We start from the raw sequence: 11,808 nt of genomic DNA, 5'->3' as shown, positions 1-11,808 counted from the left end.
AGGAGTGATTGGAAGTCCATGCCGCCCGTCCGGCGCGCTTGTGACGCCGGACCAGCAAAAAGGCATGGGCGGCAACGAAAAAGGGCGATCCGAAGACCGTCCTTTCTTAATTCCGGTGACAGGAGTGATTGGAAGTCCATGCCGCCCGTCCGGCGCGCTTGTGACGCCGGACTAGCAAAAAGGCATGGGCGGCAACGAAAAAGGGCGATCCGAAGACCGCCCTTTCTTAATTCCGGTGACAGGAGTGATTGGAAGTCCATGCCGCCCGTCCGGCGCGCTTGTGACGCCGGACCAGCAAAAAGGCATGGGCGGCAACGAAAAAGGGCGATCCGAAGACCGCCCTTTCTTAATTCCGGTGACAGGACTGATTAGAAGTCCATGCCGCCCATGCCGCCGCCCGGCATTGCCGGCATCGCAGCTTCCTTCTTCGGAAGTTCGGCGATCATGGCTTCGGTGGTGATCAGCAGGGAAGCAACCGAAGCTGCGTTCTGCAGAGCCGTGCGAACAACCTTGACCGGGTCGACGATGCCGAGCTGGATCAGGTCGCCATATTCGCCGGTCTGGGCGTTGTAGCCGTAGTTGTCTTCGTTCTTGTCGAGGATCTTGCCGACAACGATGGAAGCTTCGTCACCTGCGTTTTCTGCGATCTGGCGAACCAGAGCCTGCAGAGCCTTGCGCACGATGTTGATGCCGGCTTCCTGGTCGTCGTTCTCGCCCTTGGCGGAGATCTTCGTGGAAGAACGCAGCAGGGCAACGCCGCCGCCCGGTACGATGCCTTCCTGAACGGCAGCGCGCGTCGCGTTGAGAGCGTCGTCGATGCGGTCCTTCTTTTCCTTCACTTCGACTTCCGTCGAACCGCCAACGCGGATAACGGCAACGCCGCCAGCGAGCTTTGCAAGACGTTCCTGCAGCTTCTCGCGGTCGTAGTCGGAAGTGGTTTCTTCGATCTGGGCCTTGATCTGGGCAACACGGCCTTCGATGTCGGACTTCTGGCCGGCGCCGTCAACGATCGTGGTGTTTTCCTTGGAGATCGAAACCTTCTTCGACTTGCCGAGCATGTCGAGGGTAACATTTTCGAGCTTGATGCCGAGGTCTTCGGAAATGACGGTACCACCGGTCAGGATGGCGATGTCTTCCAGCATGGCCTTGCGGCGGTCGCCGAAGCCCGGAGCCTTGACGGCAGCGATCTTGAGGCCGCCACGCAGCTTGTTGACGACGAGCGTTGCAAGAGCTTCGCCTTCGACGTCTTCAGCGATGATGACGAGCGGCTTGCCGGTCTGAACGACGGCTTCGAGAACCGGCAGCATGGCCTGGAGGTTCGAAAGCTTCTTTTCGTGCAGGAGGATGTATGCGTCTTCGAGGTCCGCAACCATCTTTTCCGGGTTGGTCACGAAGTAGGGCGACAGGTAGCCGCGGTCGAACTGCATGCCTTCGACGACTTCGAGTTCGGTTTCAGCGGTCTTGGCTTCTTCGACGGTGATAACGCCTTCGTTGCCAACCTTCTGCATTGCTTCAGCAATGTCGAGGCCGATCTGACGCTCGCCGTTTGCAGAGATCGTGCCGACCTGTGCAACTTCTTCCGAAGTGTTGATCTTCTTGGCCTTGGCCTGAAGGTCCTTGACGACTTCTGCAACAGCAAGATCGATGCCGCGCTTCAGGTCCATCGGGTTCATGCCGGCAGCAACTGCCTTGGCGCCTTCGCGAACGATGGCCTGGGCCAGAACCGTTGCGGTGGTGGTGCCGTCACCGGCGATGTCGTTGGTCTTGGAGGCAACTTCGCGAACGAGCTGTGCGCCCATGTTCTCGAACTTGTCTTCCAGTTCGATTTCCTTGGCGACGGAAACGCCGTCCTTGGTGATGCGCGGAGCGCCGAAGGACTTGTCGATAACGACGTTACGACCCTTCGGGCCGAGGGTTACCTTCACTGCATCAGCAAGAACGTCGACGCCCTTGAGCATCTTTTCGCGCGCTGTGCGGCCGAATTTTACTTCTTTGGCTGCCATGTTCAAAACTCCTGGTTTCGAATGGCCGGAAACGGGTCCGGCTTGAAATTTAAGGAAGGACGGGTTCGGCTAAATCAGCCGATGATGCCCATGATGTCGGCTTCCTTCATGATCAGAAGGTCTTCGCCGTTGAGCTTGACTTCGGTGCCCGACCACTTGCCGAACAGAACGCGGTCGCCAGCCTTGACGTCGAGAGCGACGACCTTGCCGGACTCATCGCGTGCGCCGGAACCGACGGCGACGATTTCGCCTTCCTGCGGCTTTTCCTTGGCGGTATCGGGAATGATGATGCCGCCCTTGGTCTTGGCTTCGGATTCAACGCGACGAACGACGACGCGATCGTGAAGCGGGCGGAAATTGGTGCTTGTCATTGCCTAATCCCTCGATCAAATGACTTCACGAACCTTCAGAGGCTCGCGTGATGGGTGTTAGCACTCTTCTTGTTTGAGTGCCAGCGAAGCCGAGATAAGGAGGCCTTCTGCCTGAGTCAAGAACGGCCTGTCGGAAAAATTTCATGGCTTATGGTTATCAGCGTTCCATGACAGAAATTTCCCATGCGCTGACCGACGGGTGAAAACCAACCCTTTTGGCAACTCCTCATCGTTTCGAGCCTAGCGGGGTTTTATGTCCGCACAGTGGCGGGTGGATCGCAGGCAGGCTCGGCGCCGCTTTTTTCCTTGCCATCGGCGTTACGCTTTGCGATGTCACGCACACCCTTTTCTCGCATCCGGAAAGCATTCTCATGGCCCATCGCATTCTCACCCTCGGCGAAATCACTGATGGGTTCGACGTTATTCTCTCGGATGTCTGGGGCGTGCTGCACAACGGGGTCAACGCCTTCCCTGATGCGGCGGTTGCGCTGCAGGAAGCGCGCAAGGCCGGCAAGACCGTGGTGCTTATCACCAACTCGCCGCGCCCCGCTCCCGGCGTCATCGACCAGCTTCGTGTTCTCGGCGTTCCGGACGAAGCCTATGACCGCATCATCACCTCTGGCGACGTCACCCGCGGGCTGATTGCGGAAGGCCCGAAAAAAGTCTTCCTGCTCGGCCCGGAGCGCGACCTGCCGCTGCTGGAAGGCCTCGATGTCGAACGAGTCGGCGAGGCGGAGGCGCAATCCGTCGTCTGCACCGGCTTCTTCGATGACGAGACGGAAACGCCGGAGGATTATACCGAGATGCTCAAGGGCTTCATCGCCCGCAAGGCGCCGATGATCTGCGCCAACCCCGATCTGGTGGTGGAACGCGGCGAGCGCATCATTCCCTGCGCCGGCGCCATGGCCGCTTATTATGAGCAGTTGGGCGGCGAGGTCCGCATTGCCGGCAAGCCGCACATGCCGATCTATGAAGCCTGCCTTGCTGCGGCGAAAGACGTGCGCGGCGCATTCCCCAGGGATCGCGTGCTCGCCATCGGCGACGGCATGCCGACGGATGTGAAAGGCGCGATTGCGAGCGGCCTCAACCTTCTTTATATCAGCGGCGGCATTCACGCCGCCGAATATACGCTGAATGGCCAGACGGACGAGGCACTTCTCAACGCCTATCTCAAGGGGCAGGGCGCGGCTCCCGGCTGGTGGATGCCCCGCCTTGCCTAAGAACGTCTGGCTTAAGCCGGCGTAAAATATGGATCGACTGCCATGACCGTCTTTCATCGCAATGAAAAAAAGGAACCGCTGCCGGACAATCTTCGCGGCGGTGTCATCGCGATCGGCAATTTCGACGGCGTGCATCGCGGCCACCGCGCCGTGCTGGACCGGGCACTGGAGCTGGCGGAAGCCCGCGGCGTTCCCGCGCTGGTACTGACTTTCGAGCCACACCCCCGTTCCGTCTTCCGCCCTGATACGCCGGTCTTCCGCCTCACGCCCGCGCCGTTGAAGGCGCGCATTCTCGAGGCCATCGGCTTTCGCTCCGTCATCGAATATCCCTTCGACCGGGAATTCTCGCAGCGTTCGGCGGAAGAATTCGTCCAATCCATTCTGGTCGACTGGCTGGGCGCCAGCGCCGTCGTCACCGGTTTCGATTTCCATTTCGGCAAGGGCCGCGAAGGCGGTCCGGCATTTCTGATGGCTGCCGGCAAGCGCCATGACTTCGACGTGACGCTGGTGGATGCCTTCCGCGACGAGGGTGCCGATGTCGTGTCCTCCAGCCGTATCCGCTCGCTTCTGTGCGAGGGCGATGTGGCGGGGGCTGCCGGGCTACTTGGTTATCGTTTCACTGTTGAAAGTGAAGTCATAGACGGCAAGAAGCTCGGCCGCACGCTGGGTTACCCCACTGCCAACATGGCGCTGGCACCCGAGACGGAACTGAAGGCGGGCATTTATGCCGTGCGGTTCCGCCGTCCCGATGGTTCGATCCGCGATGGCGTCGCAAGCTTCGGTTACCGCCCGACCGTCACGGAAAACGGCGCGGCACTGCTTGAAACATTCGTCTTCGATTTTTCGGGTGACCTCTACGGCGAAATCTGTTCGGTATCCTTCTTCGGGCATCTGCGCGACGAGCTGAAATTTGACGGTCTCGAACCGCTGGTGGCGCAGATCAGGCGCGACGAGGAAGAGGCAAGGGCAATGCTGTCGGGCGTGCGGCCGCTGAGCGAACTGGACGCCAAGATCGCCTTTTGAGCTGAAAGGGCTGACAGACCCTTATTCCGGCCCCGATTGCTGTCGCTTTTCTCTTCCTTTTTACTGGAAAACCGCATAAACAATCCGCCATGTCCCAATACCGGTTGATGTTTAAAACTCAGATTGGCCGAATTATTGGCCCGGCTTTCCGCCCGCTCTGACGAGCCGGAAGGTCCGGGATTTTGGCGCTTGTCATGACATTTGTCATGGCGCTTTCCGTATTTGCCCTGTTTTTAAATTGAGACGGCGCGACCGACACGGCGCGCAACAACGGTACGATTATGAGCGACACCGCAGAAAAACTCGACTATTCCGCCACCCTCTATCTGCCGCAGACGGATTTTCCGATGCGCGCCGGCCTGCCGCAAAAAGAACCGGAAACGGTGAAGCGCTGGCAGGAGATGGGCCTCTACAGACGCCTGCGCGCCTCCGCCGCCGGCCGCGAAAAATTCGTGCTGCATGACGGCCCGCCCTATGCCAACGGCAATATCCATATCGGCCATGCGCTCAACAAGATCCTGAAGGACGTCATCACCCGCTCGTTCCAGATGCGCGGTTACGATGCCAATTACGTGCCGGGCTGGGATTGCCACGGCCTGCCGATCGAATGGAAGATCGAGGAAGCCTATCGCGCCAAGGGCAAGAACAAGGACGAGGTTCCGGTCAACGAATTCCGCAAGGAGTGCCGTGACTTCGCCGCCGGCTGGATCAAGGTTCAGTCGGAAGAGTTCAAGCGCCTCGGCATCGAGGGCGACTTTGAAAACCCCTACACGACGATGAACTTCCACGCCGAAGCCCGCATCGCCGGCGAACTCCTGAAGATCGCCCGCACCGGCCAGCTCTATCGTGGCTCCAAGCCGATCATGTGGTCCGTGGTCGAGCGCACGGCGCTGGCGGAAGCCGAAGTCGAATATGCCGATGTCGAGAGCGACATGATCTGGGTGAAATTCCCGGTCAAGGATGCGGTTCCCGGTCTTTCCGACGTCTCCGTCGTCATCTGGACGACCACGCCGTGGACCATCCCCGGCAACCGCGCCATCGCGTTTTCTTCGCGGGTCGAATACGGCCTGTTCGAAGTCGAAAGCGCGCAGAACGATTTTGGCCCGCAGCCGGGTGAAAAGCTGATCTTCGCCAAGAAGCTTGCCGATGAGGCAGCGGCCAAGGCGAAGCTGACCTTCAAGCTCGTTCGCGATGTGACAACCGAAGAACTGGCCGCCATCACCTGCGCCCATCCTTTGGCGTCGCTCGGCTACGATTTCCCGGTTCCGCTTCTCGAAGGCGATCACGTCACCGACGATGCCGGTACGGGTTTCGTGCACACTGCGCCGAGCCATGGTCGTGAGGACTTTGACGTCTGGACCGCGCATCAGCGTGAGCTGGAAGCGCGCGGCGTTTCGTCGGCCATCCCGTTCCCGGTTGGCGATGACGGTTTCTATACCGAAGACGCCCCCGGTTTCGGCCCGTCTGCCGAAGGCGGTGCTGCCCGCGTCATGGACGATAACGGCAAGAAGGGCGATGCCAATGACCGTGTCATCAAGGCGCTCATCGCAGAAAACAATTTGTTTGCCCGCGGTCGCCTGAAGCACAGCTATCCGCATAGCTGGCGCTCCAAGAAGCCGGTCATCTTCCGCAACACGCCGCAATGGTTCGTCTATATGGACAAGGAACTGGGTGACGGCACGACGCTGCGTTCGCGCTCGCTGAGCGCCATCGACGACACCCGCTTCGTTCCGGCCTCCGGCCAGAACCGCCTGCGCGCGATGATCGAAGGCCGGCCCGACTGGGTTCTGTCGCGCCAGCGCAGCTGGGGCGTGCCTATCGCCGTCTTCGCCGATGAGAAGGGCGAAGTTCTGATCGATGAGGCCGTCAACGCCCGCATCCTCGAGGCCTTCGAGGCCGAAGGTGCGGACGCCTGGTTCGCCGAAGGCGCCAAGGAGCGTTTCCTCGGCAATGACCACGACCACGACAAGTGGCTGCAGGTCATGGATATCCTCGACGTGTGGTTCGATAGCGGCTGCACCCACACCTTCACGCTGGAAGACCGCCCGGACATGAAGTGGCCGGCGGACGTCTATCTCGAAGGTTCCGACCAGCATCGCGGCTGGTTCCATTCGTCGCTGCTCGAAAGCTGCGCGACGCGCGGCCGTGCGCCTTACAATGCCGTTGTCACCCATGGTTTCACCATGGATGAGAAGGGCGAGAAGATGTCCAAGTCCAAGGGCAACGTGGTCTCGCCACAGGAAGTCATGAAGGACGCCGGTGCCGATATCCTGCGCCTGTGGGTCATGACCACCGATTATTGGGATGACCAACGCCTCGGCAAGGCCATCATCCAGACCAATGTCGATGCCTATCGCAAGCTGCGCAACACCATCCGCTGGATGCTCGGCACGCTCGCCCATTATAAGGGCGAGGAGATCGCCTATGACGATCTGCCCGAGCTGGAAAAGCTGGTGCTGCACCGTCTGGCCGATCTGGATAAGGTTGTGCGCGAAGGTTATGACGGTTTCGAGTTCAAGAAAATCGCCCGCGCGCTGGTGGATTTCTCGAATGTCGAGCTTTCCGCCTTCTATTTCGACATCCGCAAGGACACGCTTTATTGCGACGCGCCGTCGTCGCTGAAGCGCCGGGCATCGCTGTCGGTCATCGCGAAACTGTTCGACTGCCTCGTTTCGTGGCTGGCGCCGATGCTGCCCTTCACGACGGAAGAAGCGTGGCTGTCGCGTTATCCGGATGCGGAATCGGTGCATCTTGTCCAGTTCCCGGAAATCCCGGCGGAATGGAAGAACGATGCTCTTGAAGCCAAGTGGGACAAGATCCGCAAGGTCCGCACGGTCGTGACAGGTGCCCTGGAAGTCGAGCGCCGTGAAAAGCGTATCGGCTCCTCGCTTGAGGCGGCCCCCGTCGTGCACATCGCCGATGCCGATCTTCTGGCGGCGCTGAACGGGCAGGATTTCGCCGAAATCTGCATCACCTCGGCCATCTCGGTGGTGGGTGATGAAGGCCCGGCCGATGGCTTCCGTCTGCCGGAAGTGGCGAAGGTCGTGGTCGAACAGAAGCTGGCGGAAGGTGCAAAATGCGCCCGCTCCTGGCGCATCACCACCGATGTCGGCTCCGATCCGCAATATCCTGACGTATCGGCCCGCGATGCGGCGGCACTGCGCGAGCTTGCCACCCTGGCATGATTTCAAGCTGCGCATCGTTCCTTGCGAAACCGATTCCGGTTTCGGGCCGATGCGCGAGGAAAATAACCGGATGAATTGCGCTTTGCCTCTTCATCCGGTACACCTGCCTGAAAATGGCCGGATTTGCACGGCAATGCGGGCTGCTGCCTGCCGAAAGACGATGTCTGGCAAAGTGGGACGGACGGCTGGAAGGGTTCAATGAATATGATGCAGGGTAATGCGCAGGGTTTGGGCATGTTTCGCACGGTTGTTGGCATCACCGCTATAGGCGTGTTGCTCGGCGCCTGCACCAGCCCGACCTATGGTACAGGCAAGACGGCGGCGGAACAGCTGGTCGACGATCTCGGCAACGCGACCTCGATCACCGGCGACCAGACCAAGCGCAACCTGAAATACGGCCCGCGCCCCGGCCTCGTCGTTCCGGCCCAGTCCCGCGCCGAACAGCTGGCCGCGCCGCAGCAGAACATGGCGAACCGCGAATCCAACCCGCAATGGGTCGAATCGCCGGAAGAAACCCGTGAACGCCTGCGCGACGAGGCGGATGCCAACAAGAACAACCCGCATTACCGCTCGCCGCTGCTTGCCGGCAACGGCACGGCTGGCCAGATGACCGAAAGCCAGAAGTGGGAAGCCTTCCGCAAGGCCAAGGCCGATGCTCAGGGCGGCTCTGTCGTCAACGCCCAGCGCCGGTTCCTCACCGACCCGCCGGCTGAATATCGCAGCGTTCCGCAGGATCAGCTGACCGATCTTGGCGAGCCGGAACAGAAGAAGGAAAAGCGCCGCAAGAAAGAAGCGGCCGTGGCAAACACCGGCAAGAGCTGGTGGAACCCTTTCCAGTAACAACTGGCCTGTAAAAATGGCTGATGGCCGGCGGGAAGCTTCGTCTCTCCCGCTTGCCGCTCAATCCTCGAGACGTTTGTCGCGAAAGAACTGCCGCAGAATTTCAGCACTTTCGCTTTCCGCCAGTCCCGAATAGACATCCGGCGCATGGTGGCATGTCGGCTGGCTGAAGAAGCGCACGCCACTCTCCACCGCGCCACCCTTCGGGTCCTGCGCGCCGTAATAGAGACGGCGAATGCGAGCAAATGAGATCGCCGCCGCGCACATGGTGCAGGGCTCCAGCGTTACGTAAAGATCGGCACCGGGCAGGCGTTCCTGTTCCAGCGCCTCGCATGCCATGCGGATCACGGCGATTTCGGCGTGCGCCGTCACATCGTTCAGTTCACGGGTGCGATTGCCGGAACTGGCAATGACCCGACCGTCCAGAACCAGCACGGCGCCGATCGGAACCTCCTGCCGCTCAGCCGCGGCACGGGCTTCCGAAAGCGCCAGCTCCATGAAATGCGTCCTTTCGGCCATTGCGTTTCAATTTCCTCTTAACCCTTGTGCTTGGACCTGATAGGACAGCCCAAACAACAGGCAAACAGCAAATGACTTTTAAAGACAAGCCGAAGCGTGACGGCGGCAAGACATTTAGCCGCGACAACAAGCCGAAAGGCCCCGGCAAACCCGCTGCAGAACGCGAAAAGAAACCGGTGGAAGCCAAGGCGGCGCCGGCACAAGAAGCCGTCATCGGCACCAAGCCCGAGCGTATTTCCAAGATCATGGCGCGCGCTGGCGTCGCTTCGCGCCGCGATGTCGAGCGCATGATCATGGAAGGCCGGGTCTCGCTGAACGGCGTCAAGCTGGATAGCCCGGTGGTCAACGCCACGCTTTCCGACAAGATCGAAGTGGACGGCATGCCGATTCGCGGCGCCGAGCGCACGCGCCTGTGGCTTTACCACAAGCCCGCGGGCCTGGTGACGACCAACTCCGACCCGGAAGGTCGCCCGACTGTTTTCGACAATCTGCCGGGTGAATTGCCGCGTGTGCTCTCCATCGGCCGTCTCGATATCAACACCGAAGGCCTGCTGCTGCTGACCAATGACGGCGGCCTTTCCCGGGTGCTTGAATTGCCGACCACCGGCTGGCTGCGCCGTTACCGCGTGCGCGCCCATGGTGAGGTCGATCAGGCCGCACTCGACAAGCTGAAGGACGGCATCGCCGTCGACGGTGTGCTTTACGGCGCGATCGACGCGACGCTCGACCGTACCCAGGGCCATAATGTCTGGATCACCATGGGTCTGCGCGAAGGCAAGAATCGCGAAATCAAGAACGTGCTCGGCGCGCTTGGTCTCGAGGTCAACCGCCTGATCCGTATCTCCTATGGTCCGTTCCAGCTTGGCGATCTGCCCGAGGGCAAGGTGCTTGAAGTGCGCGGCCGCATGCTGCGCGATCAGCTTGGCCCGCGCCTGATCGAAGAGGCCGGCGCCAATTTCGACGCGCCGATCTACAATACATCCGTCGATGACGAGGACGAAGCTCCGGCCAACCGCGCCAAGTCCGAATGGGCAAAGAGCGACGCGCCGGAAGGCAGGCCGCGTTTCGACAAGGCAGCCGGAAAGCCGGAAGACCGCCGCGAAAAGGCGCTCGGACGTCTGGACACCAAACGTGGCGACAAGCCTGCGGGCAAGTTCGGCGCAAAGCCCGCCGGGAAATTCGGTGGCAAGGGCCGCAGCGAGGATGATGGCGAAGAGCGGCGCAGCCCCCGCCAGCCGGCGGGCACGAACCGGACGGCCAATGTCTGGATGGCGCCCGGCGCAAAGCCGACGCGTGACGGCAAGGAGCGCAAGTCGTCCGCCCGCGCTGAGGCCGAAAACCTGTTCAAGAAGCCTTCCGCTCAGGAAGAGGCGCGCCGCAGCGTCGTGCGCCATGCCGATGAAGAGGGTGAATGGATCCGCTCCGAACCCGCCCGCGAGGATGATCGTGGCCACGGCCGCGGCGAGCGCCCGGCGCGCGGTGAAAAGAGCTTTGGCGATCGCGGTGGACGCGGCGGCAAATCTTTTGGCGACCGGCCCTCTGGCAGCAAATCGTTTGGCGACAGGCCTTTCAGGGATCGCCCGCGCGAAGACGGCGACCGCCCGCGTGGCGAGCGCCCGGCACGCAGCGGCGCAAAGAGCTTCGGGGATCGTCCCGCGCGCGGCGACAAACCCTTCGGTGACCGTCCGTTCCGTGACCGGCCTCGCGAAGATGGTGATCGCCCGCGCAGCGACCGTCCGCGTGGCGAGAAGAGTTTTGGCGATCGTACCGCGCGTGGTGAAAAGCCATTCAGCGAACGGCCGTTCCGTGACAAGCCCCGCGAAGAGGGGGATCGTCCACGCGGCGAGCGGCCTTTCGGCGACAAACCGCGTGGCGGCAAGCCGGCTGGAAAGCCGGGCGGCAGGCCCGCATCAGGCAAGCCGTCCTTTGGCAAATCGGGCGAGCGTGGCGAACGTTCGGGTTTTTCGGGTAAAGGTAAAGGCCCCGGTGGCAATAGCCCCGGCGGCGGCAAGCCGGGTGGCAAAGGCCCGGGTGGCAAACCTTCTGGTGGCAGGGGAATGACACGTAATGCGGATCGTAGGCGGTGAGTTCCGCGGCCGGAATCTGGCCGCGCCGAAAACAAATTCCATTCGTCCAACTATCGACAGGACGCGGGAAAGCCTCTTCAACATTCTGAGCCATGCCTATCCGGAAAGTCTTGACGGTACGCGCGTTCTGGATGTTTTCGCCGGAACCGGGGCGGTGGGGCTGGAAGCCCTCTCGCGCGGCTGTCGTGTGGCGCTCTTCGTCGAAAATGGCGTCGAGGGCAGGGGGCTGCTCTGGGAAAATATCGATGCGCTGGGGCTGCACGGCCGTGCCCGCATCCTGCGGCGTGACGCCACCAAGCTGGGCGGTGTCAACAATATCGAGCCCTTCGATCTTCTCTTCGCCGATCCGCCCTATGGGCAGGGCCATGGCGAAAAGGCTTTTGCCGCAGCCCATGGCGGCGGCTGGCTGACGCCCGGCGCGCTTGCCATTCTGGAGGAGCGCGGCGATGTTGCGGTAACCGTCGATGCGGCGTTCAAACCGCTCGAAAGCCGTATCTTCGGCGACACGAAAATGCATTTCTACCGCTATGAGCCCTGACGGGAACACCTTCCCGTCACGC

Annotated in this window: 9 protein-coding genes; 6 read left to right on the top strand and 3 right to left on the bottom strand. The window is 61.3% G+C overall.

Features of this window, described 5'->3' with window-relative positions; genetic code table 11:
• Positions 1 to 368: 368 nt before the first annotated feature.
• Both groL and groES read right to left on the bottom strand, forming a co-directional pair.
• Complete coding sequence (groL, locus tag ACQZ5F_RS10165) at positions 369 to 2,003, bottom strand: chaperonin GroEL (protein WP_046800686.1); 1,635 nt, start codon at positions 2,001 to 2,003, stop codon at positions 369 to 371.
• Positions 2,004 to 2,077: 74 nt separating this feature from the next.
• Positions 2,078 to 2,374, bottom strand: a complete 297-nt coding sequence (gene groES, locus ACQZ5F_RS10160; protein WP_003522946.1) for a co-chaperone GroES — start codon at positions 2,372 to 2,374, stop codon at positions 2,078 to 2,080.
• A gap of 371 nt (positions 2,375 to 2,745) precedes the next feature.
• Here groES and ACQZ5F_RS10155 point away from each other — a divergent pair, with 371 nt between their 5' ends.
• The 4 genes from ACQZ5F_RS10155 (at position 2,746) to ACQZ5F_RS10140 (ending at position 8,642) form a co-directional block, all read left to right on the top strand.
• Positions 2,746 to 3,594 (top strand): TIGR01459 family HAD-type hydrolase, encoded by an 849-nt coding sequence (locus ACQZ5F_RS10155; protein ID WP_046800747.1) that lies wholly within the window; start codon positions 2,746 to 2,748, stop codon positions 3,592 to 3,594.
• Between the two features lie 42 nt (positions 3,595 to 3,636).
• The gene (locus ACQZ5F_RS10150; RefSeq protein ID WP_046800687.1) at positions 3,637 to 4,617 is read left to right on the top strand and encodes a bifunctional riboflavin kinase/FAD synthetase; all 981 of its coding nucleotides are present in this window, start codon (positions 3,637 to 3,639) and stop codon (positions 4,615 to 4,617) included.
• A gap of 281 nt (positions 4,618 to 4,898) precedes the next feature.
• Positions 4,899 to 7,802 carry an isoleucine--tRNA ligase gene (gene ileS / locus ACQZ5F_RS10145; RefSeq protein ID WP_225339431.1) on the top strand — a complete coding sequence of 968 codons (2,904 nt, stop codon included), beginning with the start codon at positions 4,899 to 4,901 and terminating at the stop codon, positions 7,800 to 7,802.
• 198 nt (positions 7,803 to 8,000) lie between these two features.
• Positions 8,001 to 8,642 (top strand): hypothetical protein, encoded by a 642-nt coding sequence (locus ACQZ5F_RS10140; protein ID WP_046800748.1) that lies wholly within the window; start codon positions 8,001 to 8,003, stop codon positions 8,640 to 8,642.
• Positions 8,643 to 8,702: 60 nt separating this feature from the next.
• Here ACQZ5F_RS10140 and ACQZ5F_RS10135 read toward each other — a convergent pair whose 3' ends face one another.
• A complete protein-coding gene (locus tag ACQZ5F_RS10135; protein WP_046800689.1) occupies positions 8,703 to 9,161 on the bottom strand; it encodes a nucleoside deaminase in 459 nt (152 codons plus the stop codon).
• Between the two features lie 71 nt (positions 9,162 to 9,232).
• On the opposite strand from ACQZ5F_RS10135, the gene ACQZ5F_RS10130 reads away from it, so the two are divergent.
• Positions 9,233 to 11,248, top strand: coding sequence for a pseudouridine synthase (locus tag ACQZ5F_RS10130; RefSeq protein WP_225339430.1), 2,016 nt, complete (start codon positions 9,233 to 9,235; stop codon positions 11,246 to 11,248).
• Complete coding sequence (rsmD, locus tag ACQZ5F_RS10125) at positions 11,229 to 11,786, top strand: 16S rRNA (guanine(966)-N(2))-methyltransferase RsmD (protein ID WP_046800691.1); 558 nt, start codon at positions 11,229 to 11,231, stop codon at positions 11,784 to 11,786. The genes ACQZ5F_RS10130 and rsmD overlap by 20 nt, the downstream gene beginning before the upstream one ends.
• Positions 11,787 to 11,808 lie beyond the last annotated feature (22 nt).

This window comes from Agrobacterium sp. 22-210-1, assembly GCF_053522525.1.
Note: the sequence above shows the minus strand (reverse complement) of the source record. Positions and strands in the feature narration are given on the sequence as shown.

What these genes read in the sequence shown, in the direction of transcription:
- groL (WP_046800686.1), bottom strand. Translation starts at nt 2,003, where the DNA reads ATGGCAGCCAAAGAAGTAAAATTCGGCCGCACAGCGCGCGAAAAGATG.
- groES (WP_003522946.1), bottom strand. Translation starts at nt 2,374, where the DNA reads ATGACAAGCACCAATTTCCGCCCGCTTCACGATCGCGTCGTCGTTCGT.
- ACQZ5F_RS10155 (WP_046800747.1), top strand. Translation starts at nt 2,746, where the DNA reads ATGGCCCATCGCATTCTCACCCTCGGCGAAATCACTGATGGGTTCGAC.
- ACQZ5F_RS10150 (WP_046800687.1), top strand. Translation starts at nt 3,637, where the DNA reads ATGACCGTCTTTCATCGCAATGAAAAAAAGGAACCGCTGCCGGACAAT.
- ileS (WP_225339431.1), top strand. Translation starts at nt 4,899, where the DNA reads ATGAGCGACACCGCAGAAAAACTCGACTATTCCGCCACCCTCTATCTG.
- ACQZ5F_RS10140 (WP_046800748.1), top strand. Translation starts at nt 8,001, where the DNA reads ATGAATATGATGCAGGGTAATGCGCAGGGTTTGGGCATGTTTCGCACG.
- ACQZ5F_RS10135 (WP_046800689.1), bottom strand. Translation starts at nt 9,161, where the DNA reads ATGGCCGAAAGGACGCATTTCATGGAGCTGGCGCTTTCGGAAGCCCGT.
- ACQZ5F_RS10130 (WP_225339430.1), top strand. Translation starts at nt 9,233, where the DNA reads ATGACTTTTAAAGACAAGCCGAAGCGTGACGGCGGCAAGACATTTAGC.
- rsmD (WP_046800691.1), top strand. Translation starts at nt 11,229, where the DNA reads ATGCGGATCGTAGGCGGTGAGTTCCGCGGCCGGAATCTGGCCGCGCCG.